We start from the raw sequence: 23,626 nt of genomic DNA, 5'->3' as shown, positions 1-23,626 counted from the left end.
ACCGGCACAGCGATGACCGTACTGATACTGACGTGCCGCCAAGACGTCACCGCGGACATGGTGATCGCCAAGCTGCACGACCGGGGGGTGCCTCTGGTGCGGCTCGACCCCGCCGATCTCCCGGGTGAGGCCGCCCTGTCCGCCGAGTACGTGCGCGGTGACTTCTACGGCCACCTCTCGACCGACGGCCGGCTGCTGAGCATGGGCGCCCTGCGGTCGATATGGGTGCGCAGACCCGGTGAACCCGCCGCCCACGCCGAGGAGCCCTCGGCATGGCTGACCGCGGAGACCGAGCAGGCCCTGTACGGAATGCTGTACTCGGCCACCGCGCGCTGGATGAACCACCCCTGCGTGTCCGCGCAGGCCCGCTGCAAACCCTGGCAGCTCAGTCTCGCGCACCGCAGCGGCTTCGCAGTGCCCCCCACCGTCGTCACCACGTTCCCCCGCGTGGCACGGCAGTTCGCGGCGCAGTACCAGGACATCGTGGTGAAGTCCGCCTCCGGGCCGCCGCCCGGCGACCCGCCGGTGTCCCTGCCCACCACCCGCATCCCCCCCGACGCCGACTTCTCCGGTGTGGCCGCCGGGCCCACGTTGCTCCAGCAGTACGTGCCCAAGCGGTCCGACATCCGCCTGACCGCCGTGGGCGCACGCCTGTTCGCCGCCCGGAAGCTCTCCGAGGACGGACAGGTGGACGGACGGTACGGCGACACCGGTCAGCCCTGGAAGGCGGTGGACGTGCCGGAGCGCATCGCCCGGGCCGTGCGGGACTACATGGGCCTCGCCGGACTCGCCTACGCCGCCTTCGACTTCGCCGAGGACGAGGAGGGGCTGTGGTGGTTCCTGGAGTGCAACCAGGGCGGCCAGTTCGGCTTCATCGAACTGGAGACCGGTCTGCCCATCTCCGAGGCCGTCGCCGCGTGGCTCGCCCCGCCGGCCAGGGACCAGGGGTGACGGACGAGGGGAGGGCCGACGCAGGCTTTCGGGGCCGCCCGCTCAGTGGTGCGCGCCGGCGCCGAGAAAGCTCCCGATCCGCCCGCGCAGCCCGGCCGGGTCCAGGCCGTGCGCCGCGAGGTGCTCGTCCATCCGCCCGTACCGCCGGAGCTCCCGCCGGGCGACGCCGAGCCCCAGCACACGGTGCGGCACGTCCGCCAGCGCGTCGTTGACGGCGGCGGTCGACGTGCCCGCCAGACACGGCTCGACGATCACCACGTCGGTGGATCCGCGCCCGGCCGCCCGGCGGACGGAGGAGGCGTCGAAGGGCCGGACGGTCGTCGCGTAGAGCACCGTCACGTCCATGCCCCCGGTCGCCGCCAGCACGGTGTCCAGCATCGGCCCCACGGCGACCACCACGCCGCCGCGCCCCTCCCGTACGGCCGCGAACCGGATGCCGTCGACGGGCCGTGGGTGTTCGTTCGACTGGAGCGACAGGCGTACATAGACCCGGTCGTCCCCGGGGACGGCCGCCCGCAGCAGGGCCTCCGCCTCGTCCGGGTGCCCGGGTACGTGTACGGTCCAGCCGTCGAGGGTGTCGAGCAGGGCCACATCGCCGGGCGCCATGTGCGTGAAGCCGCCCGCCGGCCAGTCGTACGAGGCGCCCGCGCTCACCAGCACCCCGCCGACGCCCTGGTGCCCGAAGTCGAGCTTGACCTGCTCGAACGGCCGCTCGACGAGAAAGCTCGCGAAGGTGTGCACGACCGGTCGCAGCCCGGTCAGGGCCAGTCCGCCGCCCACGCCGATCATCAGCTGCTCGCGGATGCCGACGTTGATCACCCGGTCGGGGTGTGCCCGTGCCGCGGGCCGGAAGCCGTCCGCGCTGATGTCGGCCAGGACGAGGGCGAGCCGGGGGTCCTCGTCCAGCAGCCGGGTCGTCGTCGAGATGAAGCGTTCGCGCATCGTGTCCATGATCAATTCCCTCGTGTGGTGTCCGGGTGCCCGTCGGGCGCTCCCGTGCCGCGGTCCGGTTGCCCGGGCCGGGTGCGCGGCAGGTGTGCCCGTCAGGCGTCCTTCGGTTCGACGCGGGCCACGACGGCACGCGGGCGCCCGGAATGGGGTGCGGTGAACGCCGCGTACAGCGCTCCGTGGTCGCGTCCGTCCACGGTCGCCGCCGACCAGCCCGCAGCCTCGAGGCGGGAGGCGATGCCACCGGGCCAGCCATGGGTCGCGGACCCGTTGTCGATCACCAGCGTGTGGAGCCGTTCGAGTTTCGCCGCCCCGGCGTACGCGATCGCCTCGTGGTTGCTCCCCTCGTCCAACTCGGCGTCGCCGATCAGTACCCACACCCGGGGACCGTCCAGCCCCCGCGCCCGCAGGCCCAGAGCGGTGCCGACCGCGAGCGGCAGTCCGTGCCCGAGCGAGCCGCTGCCGATCTCCACGCCGGGCACGAGCACCCGGTCGGGGTGATGGCCGAGCGGGGAGTCGTACGCCCCGAACCCGGTCAGCGTCTCCTCGTCGATGAACCCCTTCGCCGCGAGCACCGCGTAGTAGGCCATCGGGCCGTGGCCCTTCGACAGCAGGAACCGGTCGCGCTCCACCGAGCCGGCGGTCTCCGGGGTCACCCTGAGCACCCGGTCGTAGAGCACCCACAGGGCGTCGAGCGTGGAGGTCGCGGCGGGCCCGTGCTTCTCGTCGCCCGTCATCCGGGCCATCAGGCGGTCCAGGTCCCGGCGGGCGTGGGTGCGGTCACGAGTCGTGGTCGATCCTGTGCGCGTCATGGGACCGACCGTGCAACTTCAACCCCACTTGAGGTCAACCGGCAATCGGTTCGTGACCACCCGGCGAAGTGCGGTATGGTTCTCGTGCGCGTTCGGCCGGGGGAAACCCCAGGTCAGACGGGCACCGGGACGTGGCGCAGCTTGGTAGCGCACTTGACTGGGGGTCAAGGGGTCGCAGGTTCAAATCCTGTCGTCCCGACGGAGGCTTTGCTTCGTAGTCGCAGGTGAAAGGGCCCTGCCTCACATCAGTGAGGCAGGGCCCTTGATCATTCTTAGACTCTCGTGTCGCATTTGGTCACAGGTGCCTGATGATCATCGTCGGCTCACGATACGCAGCTGTCCAAGCTCGTCCGAGTCGACCTCGAGGCTCCCCGGATTAGCATCTTTCTCTTCCCGGCCTTGCTGCCGCCTGCCGCGGCGCGCGTGCCCCGCAGTCGGACCGCGACATCGTCCGCTCTGCCACGCGTGTCCGGACTGCTGCAGAAAGTATCGATCACCGTAAGATCCTCTGCGCCGACCAGGTCGGCATCCGATCCGACCAGCTCACCGGACGCACCTGGGGCGCCAGGGGGAGGACCCCCGTGGTGCGGCGGGGCGGGTCTCTGTGAACGCGATGTCGGCGGCCGGGTCGGAGTTGATCCGACACGGCCTCTCCGCGTTCTCCGGCCACCGTGCGAAGGTGTGGCCGCCGGCCGGACCCACGCCGGTCCGCCGGCCGGACCCACGCCGGTCCGCCGGCAGGTGCCCGCACCGAGCCGGCCCGCCTCCCAGCCGGCCGGGAGCGCGGCTGCGGCACCGCCGCGTACGGTGATCGTCACCGCCGGCCGGGATCTCCGGCCCGGGCCGCTCAGCCGGCCCCGGGCCCGCCGGCCGGGATCTCCGGCGGCCGCAGCCCGGGCCAGGCGCTGAGCGCGGTGGCCAGCTGAGCCCGCGAACGCACGTCCAGTTTCTGGTAGATGCGGGTCAGCCGGGACTCGACCGTCTTCACACTGAGATACAGCCGCGCCGCCGCCTCCTGGTTGCTCGCGCCCTGCCCGACGAGCAGCGCCAGATGCAGTTCCGCCTCCGTCAGCGACGACAGCGCGCCGTCGCGGGAGGGCGCGGGCTCGGCCGAGCCCGAGGGGGTCTCCGACGCCAGCGCCAGCCAGGGTGCCGCGCCCGACCGTTCGAAGACCGTCGCCGCCGCCTGCAGCGCCTGCTGGGCCGCCGAGCGCCTGCGGCGGCGGCGCTCCACCCGGGCGAGCGCGACCAGCGCCCGGCCGCGTTCCAGGGGCAGCCCCGCGTCACCGAACCGGTCGGCCGTCTCCGCCAGCAGCCCGGCCGCCTCGTCGGCCTTCCCGCCGGCCGCCAGGTACAACGCGTACACCCGGTCGCAGCCGAGCAGCACCGTCGTACGGCCCAGCCGCTCCGCGACCGGCCGGACGTCGGAGAGCACTCCTGCGGCCTCCTCCGGGGCGTCGTTGGCGAGCAGCGCCTCGGCCAGTTCCTCGTGCCAGCGCAGCATGGACGGATCCACGGCGGACTGGGCGCGCTCCCCGGCCTGGACCCGCCTCAGGGTCTCCAGGGCGTTGGCCACGTCGCCGGTGACGAGCTGGACCCGTCCGAGGGCGTAGAGGCTGCGGGACAGGAAGACGTGGTCGCCCTCCTCCTCGGAGGCCTGGGCGCTGCGGCGCGCGTAGCCGGCGGCGCGGGCGAAGCTGCCGCCGGCCGTCTCGGCGAGGGCCAGCGAGTACCAGGCGGGTCCCGGGGAGAGGCCCGCCTCCAGTGTCAGGGCGAGTGACCGTCCGGCGTGCGACAGCGCCGCCGCGCACTGGCCGCGGCGCGCCTCGACCTCCGCGGACGTGTTGAACAGTTCGATGGCGTCCTCGACGGTGCCGCGGCGCTCGACCAGCGGCAGCAGCGCGTTGAGCTGGTCCCGGGCATCGCCGAGCCGGTCGTCGAAGAGGGCGTGACGGATCGTCAGTATCTGTGCGGCGTTGCGGATCCCGGGTGGCCGCTCGACCATCTCCAGGGCCCGAGCCCGGGCCAGCACCCGTTCCGCGTCCGGCGAGCCAAGGAAGCGTTCCATGCGGGCCCGCACGGTCAGGGCCCTGGCCGCCGTCCTCGCGTCGCCCACGGAGGAGGCAAGCTCCGCCGAGTCGACGGCGGCCGCCCGTGAGCGCACGGGGTCCCCGTCGGCGAGCACGTACTTCACCGCGAGGCGGAGCTGTACGGCGGCGCGCAGTGCGGTGTCGCCCTCGGAGTCCTCCATCGCGTGCACATAGATCTCGTCGAGGCCGGTGAGGCCCTGACCGGCGGTGTCCAGCACCGCGAGGCGGGCCCGGACCCGGTCGGCAGGGGCTGCGTCCCGGGAGAGGAGATCGGTGGCGGCCCGGACCGCGAGGTCGGCGCGTGCGGCACGGGCGGCCTCCTCCGCCGCGTCGACGAGCCGGGCGATGCGCCGCGTCCCCTCCCGGCCGGGCGTGGACTCCGCGGCGAGCAGGGCGAGTTCGGCGGCCAGGGCGCTGTTGCCGCGGCGCCGTGCGGAGTCGGCCGCGGCGGCGACCTCGGCCGCCAGCCGTTCGTCGGGTACGTCCGTGGCGAGGGCCCGGTGCCGTACCTGCTCCACCGGGTCGTCCACGACCCGTGCGAGCGCGGCGTGCCCCTGGCTGCGCTCGGTCCAGCAGGCGTCGTGCACGAGTGTGGACGGCAGCACACCCGCCGTGAAGGACACCGTGCCGTCCTCGGTGAGGGCGATCAGCCCGGCCCGTTCGGCCATGGCCAGGTCGGACTCCGCGGTGGGGCGGCCCGCGCGGCGGATCAGCGACGCCGAGGGCCGCAGGGCGAGCGCGGCGAGCAGCAGCGTGGCGCGCACGGCGGGGGAGGCCACTGCGAGGAGCTGCCGGGCCAGATCGCGGGCGCGGCCGGACAGGGACAGCGCCTCGGCGTGGTGCACCGGCGTCCGCGCGTCGGCGAGGGAGCGGCCGATGGCGAGGGCGAGCCGCGGGTTGCCGCCGCTGGCCCGATGGATGCGGCCGGCCATCCGGGACGGGAGCCGGTGGTGGATGAGGAGTTCGGCGATCTCGTCCGCGTGCAGCGGCGCCACGTTCAGCACGTCCGCCTCGGACGGGACCCACAGCGGCTCCGGGCCTTCGCCGGCGGTGCCGGGGCCGTACGCCTCGGCGTCCGGGGTCTCGACGGCGACGACCCGCAGCGCGGGCGGGGCCAGATGGAGGGCGAAGCGCAGCAGGTCGGCGCTCTCGGGGTCCATCCGCTGGACCCCGTCCACGACGAGCAGGACCGGATTGCGGGCGGTGAGCGTACGGAGGATCCCGGCGAGGGCGAGCCGCAGGGCGATGCGGTCCCAGCCCTCCTCGGGCACGGGTGCCTCCCGGCACAGCATGGCCACGGCGGCGCGCTGCGGGCCGGGCAGCATCTGGAGGGCGTCCTGCTCCCCGGCCGGGTTCCCACCGTTCGGGGCGGGACCCGTCCGCGGCCCCGGGTCGGTCTCCGACGCGGCGACGGAGGCCACGAGCGCTGCCGCGGCCGCGCCGGGGATCCCGCGGTCGGTGGGGAGCGTGGCCAGCCACAGCACCTTCTCGCCGCGTGCCTCGGCGCGCGCCGCTATGGCGAGCGCCACTTCGGACTTGCCGACCCCGGCGGGGCCGGTGAGGAGGGCACGCCCGCGGGCGTGCAGGACCCGGTCGAGGCGGTCGAGGAGTTCTGCCCGGCCGACCGGCACGTGAAGCCTCCCCGCGTTCGCGCGCAGAGGGAGGTACGCGCCGACGTTCACGTACCCACCACCACCTTCCGGCGTGCGCGGGCCCCCTGCCCGTTCGAGCAGAGGATACGAACCCGATCGGCCCAGTCCAGGCCCTGTGTCCGGCATGCGGACAGGTCCGGACCGGGCGGACCGTGGGGCGCGCCCGCGGACCGTGCCCGCGGACGCGCCCCTGACCTGCACGGATGTCAGTCGTACCGGTGTCTCAGAAGGTGAGACTCCAGCTGTCGATGTAGCCGGTGTCACCCGATGCCACGTCGCGGACCTGCAGCTTCCAGGTCCCGTTCGCGATCTCGCTGGAGGCGTCGACCGTGTACGTCGCGAGGACGTTGTCGGCGCTGTCCCAGCCGGACGAGGTCTTCAGGTTGCGCACGGTGCCGTCCGGGGCGATCAGGTCGATGACCAGGTCACCGCGCCAGGTGTGCTTGATGTCCACGTCGACCTTGAGGGCGGCGGGGGCGTTGCCGGAGCGGCCGGTGACGGCGATCGAGGACGAGACCGTCGAGTTGTCGGAGATCGTGACGTTCGTCCCGTTGGTGAAGGTCGTGCCGCCGGGCGTGGTGCCGGAGACCGCGTTCACGGTCTTGGTGGCGTCGGCGATGCCGCTGCCGCAGCCGCCTGTGCAGGTGCCGGGCAGCGGACGGGCGTTGGCCTTGATCGCCGACTCGATGTCGGCCGGGGTCAGCGCCGGCTTGACGGACTCCAGCAGGGCGGCGAGCCCGGCGATGTGCGGCGCGGCCATCGAAGTGCCCTGGTAGGGCTTGTAGTTCTCGGTCGACTGGGTGGTGGTGCCCGAGTTCAGCGTGGAGAGGATGCCGTTCTCGGGGGTGGTGACGGTGCCGGGCGTGTCGGTGGCACGGCGGGTCTCCCCGCCGGGCGCCGCCACGTCGACGACCGAGCCGAAGTTGGAGTAGAAGGACCGGTTGCCCTCACGGCTCGTCGACGCGACGTTGATGATGTTCGCGCAGTTGGCCGGGGTGAACCCGGAGGCGTTGGCGTTGCTGTTGCCGGCCGCCACGACCACCGTGGTGCCGCGGGACACGGCCCCGTTGATGGCGTTCTGGTAGACGCTCGGGCAGGTGGAACTCGCCCCGCCGAGGCTCAGGTTGATCACCTTCGCCGGGGTCGGGTTGGCCGGGACGCCCGGGACGCTCCCGCCGGACGCCCAGGTGATGGCGTCGGCGATGTCCGAGGAAGAGCCGCCGCACTTGCCGAGCACCCGCACGGGCTGGATCTTCGCCTGGTACGCGATGCCCGCTACGCCCTTGCCGTTGTGCGTGGTCGCGGCGATGGTGCCCGCGACGTGGGTGCCGTGCCACGACGAGTCACTCGCCTTGGAACCGAGACCGCACTCGTTGTCGGTGGCGTTCCAGTCCCCCTCGTCCTTGGCGTTGCTGTCGCGGCCGTTGCCGTCACGGGCGTCCGCGGAGCTGGAGATGAAGTCGTAGCCGGAGACGACGTTCGCGGCCAGGTCCGAGTGGGTGGCGTAGCCGGTGTCGATGACGGCGACGGTGACACCGCTGCCCGTGGTCTTGTCCCAGGCGCCGGGGACGTTCATGCCACCCGTGGCCTCGAACAGGTCCCACTGCTTGGTGTAGTCGCTGTCGTTGGGGGTGACGGCCATCGGGAACGCGCGGATGTCCGGCTCGACCGAGGCGACCGAGGGGTCGGCGCGGAAGGCGTCCATCACCTCGGCCAGGTCCTTCTTCGAGGCTTCCCCGCCCAGGTCGACCAGGGCGGCACCGCCGGCGAGACGGCGCTCGAAGCGCAGGCTCTCCCCGGTCTCGGAGCCCTTGGCCTTGGCGTCACCGGCGGCGGCGGTGTTCGAACCCGCCTCCGCGGCCTGGGACTTGTAGGTGACGATGACCTTCTCGACGGGCGAGGAGGGGAGCGCGGTCATCGACTGCGAAGCCGGTGCGGGCTTCGGCGTGGGCTCCCCCGAGGCGGCGGCGAACGCCACGGAGGAAGTGGCGGCGGCACCCAGCATCGTGGCGCTCGCGGCCACGACGGATATGAGTCTCCGTCCGGAACCGTTCAAGATGATCCCTTTCAACTGACGGTGCGGAACGCAGAGGGGCGGCGCATGGCCACCGCGGTTCGCTGTGGGGGTGCGATCCGTGGTGCCCCGGGCCGGGTGAGCCCGTGCGCCGCCTCCTGCGCGACGGCCCCTGGTCAAGAGCCGCCACCGGACGTCACCCAGAATTAACATGCACCTGACATTCAGGTCGGATGGCCGGGCCGGTGCGGCAGACAGTAGGGAAAGGCGCGGTGAACCCGATACGGGGAAAACCCTTGTCACCCCCCGCGCGCGCCCGGGAACCGTTGCGGGCCGCTCCTGCCCGCGGGGCTGACCTGCGACGACGCTCCGATCTGAGCGTTCCTGCGGCCCGATGGACAATTGAGGCGGAGGCCGGCGCCCCCTCGAACGACGAGACCATCGGTCTCCCGGACGCGGAGACCGTCGCCCTTTGAACCCTGGAGGCCGGAATGGATGTCCTGGTCCTGATCGGACGCGTCCTGTTCGCGATCCTGTTCCTCTCCTCCGCGGTGGGGCACCTCACTCAGCACAAGCAGATGGGCGCCTACGCCGCCTCCAAGGGCCTGCCCGCCGCGGAGGCCGCGACCGTGCTGAGCGGGGCGCTCATGCTGCTCGGTGGCCTGAGCATCGTGCTCGGCGTCTGGGCGGACCTCGGCGCCCTGCTGATCGCGGTCTTCCTCTTCCCGACCGCGCTGATCATGCACGCGTTCTGGAAGGAGACCGATCCCCAGACGCGCCGGACGGAACAGATCTCGTTCCTGAAGGACACCGCCCTCGGCGGCGCGGCGCTGGTGATGCTGGCGTTCTTCGCGTACGCCGGACACGACCTCGGGCTGACGCTCACGGGGCCCCTGTTCCACACGGCCCCCGGGTCCTAGGGAGCGTCTCGAGTCGTGACCAATCTGCGGGATGTGCCTTCGTGGCACGGTCTGGTCCGGTAGACCGTCGTATGGGACGCGAGTGCAACTGCCCGACGCGGAGTGGGAGTACATCGGGCCGTATCTGCCGATCGGCGAGTACGGCCCGTACCCCGAGCGGCTGCGGCAGCCTGACCGCCCTGGTGATCACCATCGTGTCCGCGGTTCCCTGGCTCATCGCGCTGCTCCCGCTCACGCTGAACGGCATGCAGCAGGTGGAGGAGTCCGGCGGCACCGGAGACGGCTCCTTCGGACTGGGCATCACCATGCTGGCCCTGGCCGCACTGCCCGTCGTCACCGCGCTGTCGGTGCTGGCGGTCGGGCTCCTCACCCGAGTGCGGTTCGGTAAGGCGGGGCATCTCGCCGCAGCGACCCTCTTCGTCGGCGGGATGACGGCGTTCCTGTTCGCCTCGTTGCTCGCTACGGCGTAGCGGCGTTACGCGACACAACGGGCAGTGGCGGCCCACCGTTCGACCGGTGGGCCGCCACTGCTGTTCTCGAGCCTAAGACCGTGTCCTATGTGGTGCCGGCTCGTTGGACGGTTCATGGGGCGGGGTACGTGGAGTTGGATCGTTCCGGACGGGTTGTGGGAGATCGCGAAGCCGCTGATCCCGCCGTCGAAGGTGCGGTCGCAGGGCGGTGGGACGCAGGACACGCCGGACGAGACGCTGTTCGCCGCGATCGTCTACGTGCTGGTCAGCGGTTGTGCCTGGCGGGCTCTGCCGCCCTGCTTCGGCATCTCCAAGTCCACCGCCCATCGCCGGTTCCTGATCTGGTCGAGGGCCGGCGTCTGGGGACGGTTGCACGAGGCGATCCTCGACAGGATCGACGAGTGCGGCCTGCTGGACCTGTCCCGCACGGTCCTCGACTCTGCGCACGTGCGGGCCAAAAAAGGGGCGAACTCACAGGTCCGAGCCCCGTGGACCGGGGCAAAGCGGGTTCCAAGATGCACGTCCTGTCGGACGCGAACGGACTGCCCCTGGTCGTCGGCATCTCCGCAGCCAACACGCACGACAGTCTCGGACTGAAGCCCATGGTGGCCGGTCTCCAATCGAGACACGACCCCGATCGCGGCTGGCACTACAAGCCCCGCAAACTGCACGCCGACAAGGCCTACGACGTACCTGAACTGCGGAAATGGTTACGCGGCAAACGGATCGCAGTCCGGATCGCCCGCAAGGGCATCGACTCCAGCGAACGACTCGGCCGACGTCGCTGGGTCATCGAACGCACCATGTCCTGGCTCACCGGCTACCGCAGACTCAACCACCGCTACGAGCGCCATCCCCGCAACTACCTGGCCTTCCTCGGCCTCGCCGCCGCCCTCTGCTGCTACAAACGACTCATCCGACTCACCACATAGGACACGGTCTAAGAAGCCATCTCATTTGGATCGGTAGGCTGTCGGGCGTGGTTTCGATCGTTGAGCGGCTGGTGCCGGATGAGTTGTGGGAGCTGTTCCAGCGGGTGGTGCCGGAGGCTCCGTCGCGACCTCAAGGAGGAGGGCGACGCCGGCACGGTGACCGGGAGGTGCTGGCCGCCATCGTGTTCGTGGCCACGTCGGGCTGCACGTGGCAGCAGCTGCCGTCCGCATCGTTCGGGCCGTCGGGAGCAACGGCCCACCGGCGCTTCGCCGAATGGACGAAGGCCCGGGTATGGGCGAAGCTCCACCGTCTGGTCCTCGACGAACTCGGCTCACGCGGTGAACTGGACTAGTCCCGCTGTGCCATCGACTCGGTGAACATGCGGGCCCTGAAAAGGGGGATCTGACGAGTCCGAATCCTGTGGACCGGGGCAAGTACGGCTCGAAGATCCACTTGATCACCGAGCGCACCGGTCTGCCCATATCCGTCGGGATCTCCGGCGCCAACCTCCACGACAGCTGGCCCTCGAACCTCTGGTTCGGGGCATCCCGCCGATCCGTTCCCGCCGCGGCCCACGGCGCCGACGCCCGCCAAGCTCCATGCCGCCAAGGGCTACGACTACGACCACTCGCGCCGATGGTTACGGACACGCGGTATCAGGCACCGCATCGCACGCAAGGGCATCGAGTCCTCCACCCGGCTCGGCCGACACCGCTGGACCATCGAACGCACCATGGCCTGGCTCGCCGGATGCCGCCGCCTCCACCGACGCTACGAGCGGAAAGCCGAGCACTTCCTGGCCTTCACCAGCATCGCCTGCACCCTCATCTGCTACCGCAGACTCACCAAATGAGATTACTTCTTAGGTACCGCATTGTTCCAGCTCGACGAACGTGACCTGATCTGATGCGAGCACCGGAAGGACAGGGTTCGAGATGTGGCCTGGGCCATCCAGTTCGACCAAGGGTTGACCAAGGTTGCGTTGCCAAGAGCGCCCATTGGCGTCAACTATCTCAATCCCCTTGACAAACCAGCGTTCGAATTTCCACTTATCTAAACTCTTGTCGCGATCTCTCGGCTGAAAGCCCTCAAAAGGAAACACCGCCTTTACGCATGGCGGGATAATCCCAGCCCACCAATAATTGAGACCTTTGGCGGGCACGCTTGCACTAGCCCCTGAACTGATCCAAATACCTGCCGGATCGAAGGAACGATTGGCTACGACCGTCTTATCTCCTTCCTGGTAGAAGGTAATTCGGCTTGCTTGACGGCGCCTTTCATCGACCTGTTCCTCCTGGGACTGGGCGAGCTGGTCCTCGGCAACCTCAGCCGCCATCCATGTACCCCACGCGGAGAAGGCCAGACCGATTGCGGCAACTACGGCAGCAAAGGCCGCTGTGTGCCTCCCCAGATCTGCGTTCCGGTACCAGTTCGCTAGCGACCGGGTGCCAGATTGCGGCGAGGGGCTGCTCTCTCCGGCATCGGCTTCCTCTCGGCCATCACGTGACATCACGTTCCCCCTGGTCCAAGGCCTAGTACAGCTAAGACGTGTGCTCTTCATGTTTGGTTGCAGGGGACGTCAGCGCTCCCTTCCGCGCTCCCCTATCTGGGGTGGTGGCTGACGCGGCGGGATGCCGTTGAGAACCCGAGGGGGTGGATCGGTTCCTCCTCAGGGGGTGCTCTCGGCATGCGGAGATGGTGCGGCGGCTCCTCGATGCGGTGACGTGCTCGTGTGGAGTTCCCTGAGCGCTCGGCCTACCGTGTCCCGACCCAAACGCCCTTTTCGCTGCGTGAGCTTCGTTCACGGCTTCCAAGCGTGGATGACCGCATCCGGGCGATCTCGGAGCCGGGGGGCCGGCGGAGTACGACGCGATCGCCGACCAGGTGTCCACCATCAAGAAGAAGCTTCAGGCGGGCGGGCGGCGAGGAGGCGCGGGGTCGCGGTTAGGTAGAGCCGGAAGTCCGCCGGGATCCGGGTGTTGTCGTGGATCCCACGGCCGCCCAAGATCACCGGCGGTTCCGTGGGCCTCGTCCACGATCGCGAGGTCGAAGCCGCTGATGTGTTGCCCGTAGAGCCTGTCTCCGCCTGCCAGGGCGGCCTCCAGCGGCCCGCGATCCTTCCTGCTGGCCCTCGCGCGTCGATGTCCTCGCGGTCTACCAACGAGGCGTACCTGGCGAACACGACCACGGCCCGGACCTCGCCCACAGGGCCAGCTGGATCGCCCTACCGGCCCCCACTTCCCGCGGTACCCACTACCCAGTAGACGACCGCACCCCGTCACACAGAGTCGATGTGACGGGGTGCCGGCCGGCGATCAGCTCCACGGCCGCTCCGGCGGTTTTGGCCTGTTCATGCGACGACCTATCGCGGTCCCTACGATCCCACCGAGACCGCCAGCCGCCTTGTAGGCTCCTTTGATTCCTTTTTCCCGAGCTGCTTCGCGCGCCTCAAACGTTGCGTTGGGATTACGCTTCGTTATTTCGGCAGCAGCCATAGTGATCCCACCGATTACGGTCTGCCCGGCAGGCGTCTTGGAGAATTCGTGTAGCGCCTTTGCGACGCCAACAGCGGTGACAATGATAGGCAACACGATTCACTCCTATTCCGATTGCGCTATGCTCTTTCTTGGAGTAAGCACCTCCAAGGTAGCTCAATGCTCCCTTATATTTAGGCGGAAAGATCCCCTGATAAACCCCCTAGGGGGTAGGTAAGGGGTCACCCGAGTAACATCCGTCCCCTGAGTCCCTGGGGACATTTTGGTGTCGACATTCGCGAACAGTTTCTCCCCCAACTACCCCTCTTTTTGTTCCAGACTCGAACACGTGTCCCACATCCACTCATCTCCTGCTGCGGGCTCGGTGTGTTTCCCAGGCTCTCTCGGGTGGGTTGATGTGCCGCCCGCTCCGGGTTGGGGTGGTGGTTGGTTCGTGGTTTTACCCGGTGCTTCGGTTGATGCACCCCTGTTGGGGATATCCTTGAATTTTGCCAGTAGAATATGCTGTATCTGTGAGGTTCGGGAAAGGTGTCTCCGGGGTGTTCGGATTTTCTCGCCATTGATGCAGGCCCTGTTTTCGTGCTGGTCGGTGGGCGTTTCGGCTGGTTGATCTTGGTGGTGTTGTTCCGGATCTGATGGTGGTGCGATCCCGGATGAGTCGGTGTCGTGTTCGTCGGACCTCGTTCGGGGTGGGCTCTTTAGACCGTGTCCTATGTGGTGAGTCGGATGAGTCGTTTGTAGCAGCAGAGGGCGGCGGCGAGGCCGAGGAAGGCCAGGTAGTTGCGGGGATGGCGCTCGTAGCGGTGGTTGAGTCTGCGGTAGCCGGTGAGCCAGGACATGGTGCGTTCGATGACCCAGCGACGTCGGCCGAGTCGTTCGCTGGAGTCGATGCCCTTGCGGGCGATCCGGACTGCGATCCGTTTGCCGCGTAACCATTTCCGCAGTTCAGGTACGTCGTAGGCCTTGTCGGCGTGCAGTTTGCGGGGCTTGTAGTGCCAGCCGCGATCGGGGTCGTGTCTCGATTGGAGACCGGCCACCATGGGCTTCAGTCCGAGACTGTCGTGCGTGTTGGCTGCGGAGATGCCGACGACCAGGGGCAGTCCGTTCGCGTCCGACAGGACGTGCATCTTGGAACCCGCTTTGCCCCGGTCCACGGGGCTCGGACCTGTGAGTTCGCCCCTTTTTTGGCCCGCACGTGCGCAGAGTCGAGGACCGTGCGGGACAGGTCCAGCAGGCCGCACTCGTCGATCCTGTCGAGGATCGCCTCGTGCAACCGTCCCCAGACGCCGGCCCTCGACCAGATCAGGAACCGGCGATGGGCGGTGGACTTGGAGATGCCGAAGCAGGGCGGCAGAGCCCGCCAGGCACAACCGCTGACCAGCACGTAGACGATCGCGGCGAACAGCGTCTCGTCCGGCGTGTCCTGCGTCCCACCGCCCTGCGACCGCACCTTCGACGGCGGGATCAGCGGCTTCGCGATCTCCCACAACCCGTCCGGAACGATCCAACTCCACGTACCCCGCCCCATGAACCGTCCAACGAGCCGGCACCACATAGGACACGGTCTTAGTACTCCAGCAGCGTTTCGCTATCTGGCCTGGTCAGAGGCATCGTCGGGAGTGTACTTGGCTGATGACATGTCAGGGGCGGTCTTGCCGGACCGCCCCTTGAACGAATGACATCGTCGTTGGTAGTGACAGTGCCGGGCCACGGCCTGACGCTTTCGCCGCCATCGCGACCAACTCAGCGCATGGATGCGAAGGAACGGGCGGGGCCGGTGTGCGGGCCCAGTTGCCAGCAACCGGCGGACTTCTGCCACGGTGAGCGGGACCAGGGTGGAACCGTTTCTGCGTCCCCCTTTGCCGCCGCCTGGGCCGCCGTGTCCGCGAGAAAGGCATGCGCGAGCATGGCCAGGGTGATGTGCCTCATCCAGCCGACGTAGCGGCGGACTTCGTACTGGTCCAGGCCACATTCGTTCTTCGCGGCCTGGAAGCACTCCTCGATCGCCCACCGACGCCCGGCAACGCGCACGAGCTGGTCGACGCCGGTTCCTGTCGGCGCGTAGGCGAGGTAGTAGGCGATCTGATCGGGTCTGCTGATGCTGCGCCGGGCCAGCGCCCAGCGGTGATGGGTGGGCCGCTCACCGTCGAAGTCCTCGATCACCGGGAGCTGGACGGCTGCCCAGTGATAGACGCGTGGTCCCTTGGCGCCGTCGCCACACGAACGTTGCTCCCATGCCTCATCCGGTGCCTGGCTGAAGAGATGGTCGATCCGGCCGAAGCGGGGCACCGGCTGGGGCTTCGGGACCGCGAGCACGTAGCCGACGGCGGCTTCTTCCAGCATCCGGCGAAAGCGCCACTCCTGGCCGTAGGCGGCATCCGCGGTCACCCAGGCGATCGGCAGCGGGGAGACGAGTGCGCGCAGCACCATGGCCCTGGCCAGTTCTGGTTTGGTGGCGAAGCCCCTCTCATCAGGGATCTTGGCGGCGCGGCAGCGTTCGCGGTCGTCCGTCCAGGACTTGGGCAGATACAGCTCGCGGTCCACCAGGGCGCGACCGTGGGTGGTGGCATAGGCAGCGAAGACGCCGATCTGGCAGTTCTCGGTGCGGCCGGCGGTGCCGGAGTACTGGCGTTGGACACCTGCGGAGGTGGTGCCCTTCTTGACGAAGCCGGTGTCGTCGAGGATGAGGACTCCGTCGGCTTCGCCGAGTCGTTCGGCGACGTATGTCTGCAGGTTGTCGCGGACGTCGTCGGCGTTCCAGGTGGCTCTGTTCAGCAGCCGCTGCAGGCCGTCGGGAGTGCGGTGGCCTGCGTGTTCGGCCAGTTGCCAGCCGCTTTTGCGGCCGACTGGGCCGAGCAGGGCGCGGACGTAGTCACGCATGCGGCGTCGCAGGTCGGCACGGCCGAAACGGTGGCCGATGCGCAGGAAGAGGTCGTTGAGTTCACGGTCCCAGGTCGCGTCGGCAAGGTCGTCGATCACGTGAGGAGGCTGCCCTCATCACCACGCAGACAGTTCTCGATGTCATTCGTTGGAGGGGCGGTCCGGCAAGACCGCCCCTGACATGTCATCAGCCAAGTACACTCCCGACGATGCCTCTGACCAGGCCAGATAGCGAAACGCTGCTGGAGTACTAGTACTCCAGCAGCACTTTGACGTTTTCCCTGTTCAGGGGCGGTTTGGGTGAGTGTAGTGGGCTGCGTTCCGGCCCGTGTTCTCTTTCCCGGACTGCCCCTCGATCGTGTGCAGCCGCCGCTGATAGTGGCAGCAGTCCGGGCAGCCTCCTGACGTGATCGACGAGCGTGCAGTTGAGATCTGGAACGACGAACTCGAGGAACTGTTCCTGCGCACCGGCCATCGCTTCAGGCGCGTCGAGCCGCGTCGCAGGATGCGTGACTACATCCGTGGACTGCTGGGCCCGGTCGGCCGGAAGAACGGCTGGCAGCTGGCCGAATACGCCGGACACCGCACACCCGACCGACTTCAGCGACTCCTCAACGGCGCCCGCTGGGACGCCGATGAGGTCCGCGACGACCTCCAGCACTACGTAGCCGAACGACTCGGCGAGCCCGACGGAATCCTCATCCTCGACGACACCGGCTTCCTCAAGAAGGGCACCACCTCGGCCGGCGTGCAACGCCAGTACTCCGGCACCGCCGGCCGCACCGAGAATTGCCAGATCGGCGTGTTCGCCGCCTACGCCACCACGCAAGGACGCGCCCTGGTGGACCGAGAGCTGTATCTGCCCAAGTCCTGGACCGACGACCGCGACCGCTGCCGCGCCGCACACATCCCGGACGAGCGGACCTTCGCCACCAAACCCGACCTGGCCAAGGCCATGGTCCTGCGGGCGATCGCCTCGCCCCTGCCGATCGCCTGGGTGACCGCGGACGCGGCATACGGCCAGGAATGGCGGCTGCGCCGCATGCTGGAAGAGACCGGCCTGGGGTACGTGCTCGCAGTCCCCAAGTCCCAGCAGGTGCCGCACTTCGGACGCATCGACCACCTCTTCTCCCAAGCTCCCGACGAGGCATGGGAGAGACGTTCGTGCGGTGACGGCGCAAAGGGCCCGCGCGTTTACCACTGGGCCGCCCTGCAGATCACCGCCGCCGAGGACTTCGACGGCGAACTGCCCACCCACCAGCGGTGGGCACTGGCACGCCGCAGCATCAGCAGGCCCCAGGAGATCGCTTACTACCTCGCCTACGCACCGCTCGGCACCAGCGTCGAGCACCTGGTCCGCGTTGCCGGAACACGTTGGGCCATCGAGGAAGCCTTCCAGGCCGCCAAGAACGAGTGCGGGCTTGACCAGTACGAAGTCCGCCGCTACACTGGCTGGACGCGGCACATCACCCTGGCCATGCTGGCGCACGCCTTCCTGGCGGTCATGGCCGCCGACGCTGCAGCAAAAGGGGCAGCAGAAACGGTTCCTGCCTCGCGCCCCTCACCGTGGCTGAAGTTCGGCGGCTCCTGGCAACTGGCCACCCACCCGTCACACGCGCTCATCAGTCCCTCACCAGGTCACGCGCACTGAGATGGTCACACTGGCGCAGACGACGCCAAGCCGCCGCCCGCCGCTGCCACTATCAGCGGCGGCTGCACACGATCGAGGGGCAGTCCGGGAAAGAGAACACGGGCCGGAACGCAGCCCACTACACTCACCCAAACCGCCCCTGAACAGGGAAAACGTCAAAGTGCTGCTGGAGTACTAGCGCGGACACCAGCCGCAACGCAGCGGTCAGGGCTACGTGACCACGGCTTTCTTCGGTCGGCGGGGCACGGTCCCGGTCCTGTCGAGGTGGCCCTGCACCGTCGGCCGCGGGACGCCGGACATGCCGGCGATCTGCCGTACGGCCTTCTCCCGCTCGCCCCGGAGCCCCTCCGTGGGACTACGTGGCACTGGGGCGCCTCACAGACGCGACCTGCTTTTGGAGCGGAGGCGGTCGTACCGCCTGCGCATGTCCTCGACCTGTTTGCGGTGGCCGGCGTTGGTGGCCAGTCCCTCGGCGACGGTCATGGCCTCGGCGAAGGGGTAGCGGGCGTTGGGCACATGCCATTCAAGCTCCAGGTTCCACGCGATCCTGCAGACCGCGTCATGGATCCCACCGATGACCGGGGTCCTGGTGGCTGCGCGTTGGACCAGGCCGGTCACCAGAGCGAACCGTTCGGCAACCGTACAAAGGGCGGCCAGCGTGCGCAGCGCGTTCCGGGTTGGTGCGGACGGGGCGACCACCGCCGTCACCCGCTCGTACAGGCTGTCGAAACCGTCGGTGTGGAGGCTGTAGTCGACCAGCGTCGAGCGGGCGCCGTCGGCAGGGGCGACCCGGCGGTGGCCACGGCCGTGCTCAGGGGAGACCAGCTCGCCGATGACGATGTCGAGGACGGGGGTGATGTCGGTCTGCCGATGGATGTTGCCGACCATCCGCATGGCAGTGTGACGAACGGCCAGTTCGTCCTGGTCGAGGCCCTCGAAGAGCGCGAGCAGGCACGGCGCCGACAGCTGGAGGCGAAGGTCGACGCGGTGGACCTCGGACGGCGCCACCTGCCGGAGCCGTCGGACCAGGAGCGGATCGTCCGTGCGACACGCGTGGACCAGCAGGGACTCGGCGATGCGGCGGCGGTTCTCCTCGCGCAGATGGGCGGGCTCGGTCGGCTCGTTGACGAATGCCCGTGGATCGCCGAGCAGGTCAACCAGAGCGCCGACGTCATCGGGAGCCAGCGCCGCCCCGGCGTGCACCGCCCTGGCGACCCCGCGCGCCTGGTCACGCACATAGAGTGCGCTCGGGCCGCCGCGGCCCTCGAGCAACAACTCTTCGGCAAAAGCACGTTCGGAAGAGGACTGGGATCCGGTCACCGCCCGACCCTACGGCACGAGAAACGATCCGGCCCTATCGCTGCTCCGTGCCGTGGTGGAGGACGGACCGGCCGCCGCGACGGCGAACGGCCGGGCCGGAGTCGAGCGGCGTCCCGGAGGTCGGCCCACCGGCCGCAGGGCCTGACCGCCAGGGCGACCACGTGTGTCGTGCGCTCCGATACACATATCGAGACATCGGCATGTCGACCGGTTGCGCGGAGGAGCGCCCACTCGGTCTGCGGAGTGACGGCTCAGTCCGCGCGCAGCCGTGGGGCCCGTCCCGCCGCTGGGACCGGGTTCCCGTCCCGCCGCAGTTCGTCGCGCAGCACCTCCGCCCAGCGGGTCAGCCCGGCGACGTCGATCGCGTAGGGTCGCCCGGGCTCGTACGGGGCGATGGCGTCGGCGCCCCGGGCCAGCAGCGCGGCGCCGCCGGTGGGATTGCCGCGTGCGGCGTGCGTCAGCCCCACCGCCAGCTGAGCCAGCCCCCTCCACAGTCCGCGCTCCTCGTCGGGCCCGGACTTCCAGGCGTCCTCCAGAACCTCATGGGCGTGGAACGGCATGCCCGCGTCCAGCAGCCGCTGGGCCTCGGCCAGGGTCTGCTCGGGCGTGCGGACCACCCCCTCCGGTTGCCGGTCCACCCCTTCCTCCCCGTAGGGCAGAGGCCTGCCCAGCCCGTCCCTCGGCCGCGCGTTGCGCGCCCGGCCCTCGTCATCGCGATCCCTCGACGTCCTGGTCACGCCCCGATTGTCACCCCTCACGGGCCACCGGGCCCACCGGCGGTCACACGGCGCACGGCGAGGCCGTGTCTCCGAGCGGGGTGCGGATTGGGGTAATGTTCTCTTGCGCGCTCAGCCGGGGCAGGCCCCGGGGATCCGCGCATCGGGACGTGGCGCAGCTTGGTAGCGCACTTGACTGGGGGTCAAGGGGTCGCAGGTTCAAATCCTGTCGTCCCGACGGAAGCTCTGCTTCGTAGTCGCAGGTGAAAGGGCCCTGCCTCACACATCAGTGAGGTGGGGTCCTTGATCATTTTCCGGCTCTCGTGTCATATGTTCGTCACGGACGCCTGAGGCCGGCAGTGGGTCCCGATCTCTTCAGCGGTGAGAAGGCCCAGGCGCCCCCGCTCGCAGGGGATTCGGCGGAACCGCGCGGCGGCTCGCCGGGGTCGGCCGCGCGATCGGCGGGGTGCCCGGAACCGGCCGGCACGGCGACGATCCGCCGTGCCGTGGGGCGTGGCCGTCGGGCCGCGCCCCATGCGCTCGCCCCTCAGCGCACCACCGCGATCGCCGTGATCACCAGGCCCGACTCGACGAGCCAGCGCCCGTCGAATCCCGTCAGCGGGCGGCCGTCGACGACCGGGCCGTCCACGAGCAGCCGGGCGTGGAACGTGGCGTCGTCGGGGTCGATCGTGAGGGTGGCCTCCTCGAAGTCCAGCCATCGTCGGGCCAGCGGGTACCAGGCCTTGTAGACGCTCTCCTTGGCGCTGAACAGCAGCCGGTCCCAGCAGACTTCCGGGCGCAGGGCGCTCAGCCGGTCCAGCGCGGTGCGCTCCTCGGGGAGTGTGACCAGGTCGCGGACCCCCTTGTCGGGCAGGGGCAGATGCGGCTCGGCGTCCAGGCCGATCGTCAGGACGTCGGTGGCGTGTGCCACGGCCGCCGCACGGTAGCCCTGGCAGTGGGTCATGGCTCCGACCGCACCGGGCGGCCACTGCGGGGCCCTCGCGGCTCCCGGCAGGATCGGCCCGGGCGGGTAGCCGAGTTCTCCGAGCGCCTTGCGGGCGCACGCCCGGACCGTGCCGAACTCCTGCCGGCGTTCGGGCACGGCGTTCGCCACCACGGCGCGCTCCTCGGGGTACATCTCCAACACCGGCGGGTCGCCGAAGACTTCGCAGGCCGCGATCGGCGGGGGCAGCAGCTTGCCGATCACGTGCACGCCCCGTCCGGAACCAACGGGAAGACCTCCACGGGACGGCCGGGCGTCCCCGGGCGCCTGCGCCACTCACGCGGATACCCGAGGGACACTTCCTGGTGGGGCACGCCCTCCCACCACACCAGCCGCGGGATGTGCAGATGGCCGTACACGACGGCGGACGCACGGAACCGGCGCGGCCAGTCGGCCGTCGCCTCGGTCCCGCACCAGAGGGCGAACTCCGGGTGCCACAGCACCCTGGTGGGCTCGCGCACCAGCGGATAGTGGTTGACGAGTACGGTCGGCAGCTCCTGCGGTACCTCGGCCAGCCTGGCCTCCGTGATCCGGAGCCGGGCGCGGCACCAGGCGTCCCTCGACGGATGGGGGTCCGGGTGCAGCAGGAACTCGTCCGTGCACACCACTCCGGCCTGCTCGGCGATCGCGAGGGCCGACTCCTTGGAGCGCGCTCCGGCGGGCCGGAAGGAGTAGTCGTACAGCACGAAGAGCGGGGCGATCACCACCGGCCCGCCGGACCCCTCCCACAGCGGGAACGGGTCCTCGGGAGTGACCACGCCCAGCTCCCGGCAGAGCCGCACCAGGTGCTCGTAGCGCTCCTCGCCGCGCAACTGCACCGGGTCGTCGGGAGGCGTCCACAGTTCGTGGTTGCCCGGCGTCCAGACCACCTTGGCGAACCGCCCGGCCAGCAGGTCCAGCGCCCAGCGCACATCGGCGACGTACTCGCCGACGTCACCGGCGACCAGCAGCCAGTCCTCGTCCGACTCCGGGCGCAGCCGCTCGACGACGGAGCGGTTCTCGGCGTAGCGGACGTGCAGATCGCTGACGGCCACGAGCCTGGGGCCGCCGCCCCGGCCGCTCCCGGCACGGGCCTCCCCGGGCACCGCCGGACCGCCTCGGACCTCATAACTCACGGTGCACTCCCAGCTCCTCGGTACGGCGGCGCAACGACGGCGGAACGGCGGTACGGCGGCGCGACCACGGCACGCGCCGGGCGCCGGGCTCCTGGGACGCGCATGCCGGGGAAACACCCCTGCAGCGGGCCCGGGAGCGGTGATCGCGGTCCGCCGCCCGGAGCCAGGATACGGTGCCGTACGGCGCTCAGTTCACGGTGTGAGACCGCTGCCGTACGGGGCGTACAGATCGAGCAGCCGCACCCGGGCCGAGTGCAGCCGATGGGCCAGGACACGGCCGACCCACTGGCCGATCGCCGAGCCGAACGCGGGATCGGCGTCCATCAGCATGCGGACGGGTACCGCGTCGAACTCCTGGGCGCGTACCGGGGTCATGGCCTCGGCGCCCAACTGCCAGACGTACGGCGGGAACAGCCACGACCATCCCACGAGTTCGCCGAAGCCGAGGTTCTCGATCACGGCGGGACGCCGGCCGGGAACACGGATGTCCAGCGTGACGGTCCCCGACCGGATGATCCAGAACCGGTCGGCGAGGCGGCCCTCCTCGAAGACACGGGCCCCTTCCGGGAACTTGACGTCCTTGGCCATCTCCATCAGCCGGCCGCGGTGCTCGGTGGACAGGGCGGCCGTGATCCGTATCGAAGAGCTGCTCATCGCTGGTGCCTCCGTTCGCCTCAAGCCCATCGTGAGCCGTTCGGGCGCCGAACGCACGGCCTGATACGGGGGGAGCCTCGGCCGGAGGCGTCGTGCGCGCGGACCGGGGCCCGTCGCCGGGGGAGTGCTCGGCAGCTGTCCGGCCGCCGTGGGCCGTACGCCCCTGCCGACCGTTCGAGCGGCGCCGCGCCTCGGCTCCTGCTCCAGGGCGGCGATCCGCCGGCCGACGCGGACGGGCCTCTGCGGCCGCTCCTGCCCGTGACGGGGCGCTGTCAGGGCCCCGGGAGGTCTGCCGCCACCGGCGGGGCCGAGCCGACGGGCGCGCTCAGTGGGGCCAGTCCTTGGTGATCTCGAAGCTGTGGGACTCGCAGCCGAGGACCCGGCCCTCCTTGTCCACGAAGGTGCCGATCACCTGGTAGAGGTCCCGGGCCATATGGCCGATCGGCAGCCGCTCCGGCGGCAGCACGATCTCGTACGGACCCCCGCGGCGGTAGTCGCCGAGCAGGATCTCCTGATGGCCGACCGTCATGCCCTGTCGGGTCCGCTCGTCGATGAACCGCAACCCCTCCAGGTCCCGGCCTGCCCCCACGGCGAACTCCAGCCGCACCCGGAACTCCGACCCCTCCCGCAGCACCAGCGGTGCGGGCGGCGGCCCGGCACCGCGCCCCTGGGCGGGCGCCAGACGCACGGGCATGTCGGGGCGCCCCTCCACCTGGATCGTCACGCCCAGCAGCTCGAAGTCGGAGGTTGCGTTCATGGCATGCGCCAGCTTTCACCGCTCGTGAGAAGAATCGACGGGTATTTCAGCCTAGCCATGCGAGCGCTGGGTAGTCGCCGCGTGAGGCCCGGAGCGGCCTGTGGCGGCCGGGACCGGATCGCGACCGGAGCGATTCCGGAACCGGTGTCGCCGCGCCGTCGCGAGTTCGCGGAGCGGGAGCGGTGCCGCGGAGGCGGTGCCATAGTCGGGGTTGTCGTCGGCGGGACGGCGCGGACATCCGGTGG

The 23,626-nt window shown here is 69.9% G+C and carries 19 protein-coding genes, 2 tRNA genes and 2 pseudogenes; 8 read left to right on the top strand and 15 right to left on the bottom strand.

The genetic code is table 11. The features are described 5' to 3' along the window. Window positions 1-12: 12 nt before the first annotated feature. A complete protein-coding gene (gene tgmB / locus O7595_RS03660; RefSeq protein ID WP_269727274.1) occupies window positions 13-951 on the top strand; it encodes an ATP-grasp ribosomal peptide maturase in 939 nt (312 codons plus the stop codon). Window positions 952-993: 42 nt separating this feature from the next. Here tgmB and O7595_RS03655 read toward each other — a convergent pair whose 3' ends face one another. Both O7595_RS03655 and O7595_RS03650 read right to left on the bottom strand, forming a co-directional pair. Beyond that, a complete protein-coding gene (locus O7595_RS03655; RefSeq protein WP_269727273.1) occupies window positions 994-1,902 on the bottom strand; it encodes a transketolase family protein in 909 nt (302 codons plus the stop codon). A 92-nt stretch (window positions 1,903-1,994) separates the two neighbouring features. Then, window positions 1,995-2,711 carry a transketolase gene (locus O7595_RS03650; RefSeq protein WP_269727272.1) on the bottom strand — a complete coding sequence of 239 codons (717 nt, stop codon included), beginning with the start codon at window positions 2,709-2,711 and terminating at the stop codon, window positions 1,995-1,997. Window positions 2,712-2,836: 125 nt separating this feature from the next. Between O7595_RS03650 and O7595_RS03645 the strand changes: the two genes are divergently transcribed. After that, window positions 2,837-2,910: transfer RNA gene (locus tag O7595_RS03645), tRNA-Pro, on the top strand. A 648-nt stretch (window positions 2,911-3,558) separates the two neighbouring features. Here the strand turns inward: O7595_RS03645 and O7595_RS03635 are convergent. Together O7595_RS03635 and O7595_RS03630 are read right to left on the bottom strand one after the other, a co-directional pair. Further along, the gene (locus O7595_RS03635; RefSeq protein ID WP_269727271.1) at window positions 3,559-6,483 is read right to left on the bottom strand and encodes a helix-turn-helix transcriptional regulator; all 2,925 of its coding nucleotides are present in this window, start codon (window positions 6,481-6,483) and stop codon (window positions 3,559-3,561) included. Window positions 6,484-6,676: 193 nt separating this feature from the next. Then, complete coding sequence (locus tag O7595_RS03630) at window positions 6,677-8,371, bottom strand: S8 family peptidase (RefSeq protein ID WP_269732350.1); 1,695 nt, start codon at window positions 8,369-8,371, stop codon at window positions 6,677-6,679. A gap of 587 nt (window positions 8,372-8,958) precedes the next feature. Between O7595_RS03630 and O7595_RS03625 the strand changes: the two genes are divergently transcribed. The 4 genes and pseudogenes from O7595_RS03625 to O7595_RS33800 all read left to right on the top strand — a co-directional run bounded on the left by O7595_RS03625 (window position 8,959) and on the right by O7595_RS33800 (window position 11,643). Then, window positions 8,959-9,387 carry a DoxX family protein gene (locus O7595_RS03625; protein WP_269727270.1) on the top strand — a complete coding sequence of 143 codons (429 nt, stop codon included), beginning with the start codon at window positions 8,959-8,961 and terminating at the stop codon, window positions 9,385-9,387. Between the two features lie 182 nt (window positions 9,388-9,569). Then, window positions 9,570-9,857, top strand: a complete 288-nt coding sequence (locus tag O7595_RS03620; RefSeq protein WP_269732718.1) for a hypothetical protein — start codon at window positions 9,570-9,572, stop codon at window positions 9,855-9,857. Window positions 9,858-9,971: 114 nt separating this feature from the next. After that, window positions 9,972-10,789, top strand: a protein-coding gene (locus O7595_RS03615) for an IS5 family transposase (protein ID WP_269727268.1) whose coding sequence is annotated in 2 segments (ribosomal slippage) — window positions 9,972-10,320 and window positions 10,320-10,789 — 819 coding nt in all. Because the reading frame shifts where the segments join, the coding sequence is not laid out codon by codon here. A gap of 56 nt (window positions 10,790-10,845) precedes the next feature. After that, window positions 10,846-11,643 (top strand): annotated as a pseudogene (locus O7595_RS33800) (IS5 family transposase). A gap of 9 nt (window positions 11,644-11,652) precedes the next feature. On the opposite strand, the gene O7595_RS03605 reads toward O7595_RS33800, so the two are convergent. From O7595_RS03605 to O7595_RS03590, 4 genes and pseudogenes are all read right to left on the bottom strand, one after another. Then, window positions 11,653-12,126 carry a hypothetical protein gene (locus tag O7595_RS03605; RefSeq protein ID WP_269727269.1) on the bottom strand — a complete coding sequence of 158 codons (474 nt, stop codon included), beginning with the start codon at window positions 12,124-12,126 and terminating at the stop codon, window positions 11,653-11,655. Window positions 12,127-12,696: 570 nt separating this feature from the next. Continuing rightward, a pseudogene (locus O7595_RS03600) lies at window positions 12,697-13,010 on the bottom strand (DEAD/DEAH box helicase); the annotation flags it as partial. A 985-nt stretch (window positions 13,011-13,995) separates the two neighbouring features. Further along, window positions 13,996-14,813, bottom strand: a protein-coding gene (locus tag O7595_RS03595; RefSeq protein ID WP_269727268.1) for an IS5 family transposase whose coding sequence is annotated in 2 segments (ribosomal slippage) — window positions 13,996-14,465 and window positions 14,465-14,813 — 819 coding nt in all. Because the reading frame shifts where the segments join, the coding sequence is not laid out codon by codon here. Between the two features lie 215 nt (window positions 14,814-15,028). Next, window positions 15,029-16,264 (bottom strand): IS701 family transposase, encoded by a 1,236-nt coding sequence (locus tag O7595_RS03590; RefSeq protein ID WP_443071557.1) that lies wholly within the window; start codon window positions 16,262-16,264, stop codon window positions 15,029-15,031. 310 nt (window positions 16,265-16,574) lie between these two features. On the opposite strand from O7595_RS03590, the gene O7595_RS03585 reads away from it, so the two are divergent. Next, a complete protein-coding gene (locus O7595_RS03585; RefSeq protein WP_443071813.1) occupies window positions 16,575-17,816 on the top strand; it encodes an IS701 family transposase in 1,242 nt (413 codons plus the stop codon). A gap of 210 nt (window positions 17,817-18,026) precedes the next feature. On the opposite strand, the gene O7595_RS03580 is transcribed toward O7595_RS03585, so the two are convergent. The 3 genes from O7595_RS03580 to O7595_RS03570 all read right to left on the bottom strand — a co-directional run bounded on the left by O7595_RS03580 (window position 18,027) and on the right by O7595_RS03570 (window position 19,873). Further along, window positions 18,027-18,182: a hypothetical protein gene (locus O7595_RS03580; RefSeq protein WP_269727267.1), complete on the bottom strand. Its 156-nt coding sequence runs from the start codon at window positions 18,180-18,182 to the stop codon at window positions 18,027-18,029. 9 nt (window positions 18,183-18,191) lie between these two features. Then, window positions 18,192-19,136 (bottom strand): hypothetical protein, encoded by a 945-nt coding sequence (locus tag O7595_RS03575; protein WP_269727266.1) that lies wholly within the window; start codon window positions 19,134-19,136, stop codon window positions 18,192-18,194. Between the two features lie 251 nt (window positions 19,137-19,387). Next, window positions 19,388-19,873, bottom strand: a complete 486-nt coding sequence (locus O7595_RS03570) for a DUF309 domain-containing protein (protein ID WP_269727265.1) — start codon at window positions 19,871-19,873, stop codon at window positions 19,388-19,390. 143 nt (window positions 19,874-20,016) lie between these two features. On the opposite strand from O7595_RS03570, the gene O7595_RS03565 reads away from it, so the two are divergent. After that, window positions 20,017-20,090 (top strand) — tRNA-Pro (locus O7595_RS03565). 309 nt (window positions 20,091-20,399) lie between these two features. Here O7595_RS03565 and O7595_RS03560 read toward each other — a convergent pair. From O7595_RS03560 to O7595_RS03545, 4 genes are all read right to left on the bottom strand, one after another. Continuing rightward, window positions 20,400-21,059 carry a 4'-phosphopantetheinyl transferase family protein gene (locus O7595_RS03560; RefSeq protein ID WP_269727264.1) on the bottom strand — a complete coding sequence of 220 codons (660 nt, stop codon included), beginning with the start codon at window positions 21,057-21,059 and terminating at the stop codon, window positions 20,400-20,402. Beyond that, window positions 21,056-21,970, bottom strand: coding sequence for a metallophosphoesterase family protein (locus O7595_RS03555; protein ID WP_443071556.1), 915 nt, complete (start codon window positions 21,968-21,970; stop codon window positions 21,056-21,058). Before O7595_RS03555 ends, O7595_RS03560 begins: the two co-directional genes overlap by 4 nt. Window positions 21,971-22,162: 192 nt before the next feature. After that, window positions 22,163-22,624, bottom strand: coding sequence for a cyclic nucleotide-binding domain-containing protein (locus O7595_RS03550; protein ID WP_138051910.1), 462 nt, complete (start codon window positions 22,622-22,624; stop codon window positions 22,163-22,165). A gap of 325 nt (window positions 22,625-22,949) precedes the next feature. Continuing rightward, window positions 22,950-23,381, bottom strand: a complete 432-nt coding sequence (locus O7595_RS03545; protein ID WP_269727263.1) for a hypothetical protein — start codon at window positions 23,379-23,381, stop codon at window positions 22,950-22,952. Between the last annotated feature and the right edge of the window lie 245 nt (window positions 23,382-23,626).

The sequence above is a fragment of the Streptomyces sp. WMMC940 genome (assembly GCF_027460265.1).
GTDB lineage: Bacteria > Actinomycetota > Actinomycetes > Streptomycetales > Streptomycetaceae > Streptomyces.
This window is presented reverse-complemented; position numbering and strand designations above follow the sequence as displayed.

Coding starts and splice junctions, on each gene's coding strand:
- tgmB (WP_269727274.1), top strand. CDS start 13: ATGACCGTACTGATACTGACGTGCCGCCAAGACGTCACCGCGGACATG.
- O7595_RS03655 (WP_269727273.1), bottom strand. CDS start 1,902: ATGGACACGATGCGCGAACGCTTCATCTCGACGACGACCCGGCTGCTG.
- O7595_RS03625 (WP_269727270.1), top strand. CDS start 8,959: ATGGATGTCCTGGTCCTGATCGGACGCGTCCTGTTCGCGATCCTGTTC.
- O7595_RS03630 (WP_269732350.1), bottom strand. CDS start 8,371: ATGACCGCGCTCCCCTCCTCGCCCGTCGAGAAGGTCATCGTCACCTAC.
- O7595_RS03650 (WP_269727272.1), bottom strand. CDS start 2,711: ATGACGCGCACAGGATCGACCACGACTCGTGACCGCACCCACGCCCGC.
- O7595_RS03545 (WP_269727263.1), bottom strand. CDS start 23,381: ATGAACGCAACCTCCGACTTCGAGCTGCTGGGCGTGACGATCCAGGTG.
- O7595_RS03605 (WP_269727269.1), bottom strand. CDS start 12,126: ATGGCGGCTGAGGTTGCCGAGGACCAGCTCGCCCAGTCCCAGGAGGAA.
- O7595_RS03550 (WP_138051910.1), bottom strand. CDS start 22,624: ATGAGCAGCTCTTCGATACGGATCACGGCCGCCCTGTCCACCGAGCAC.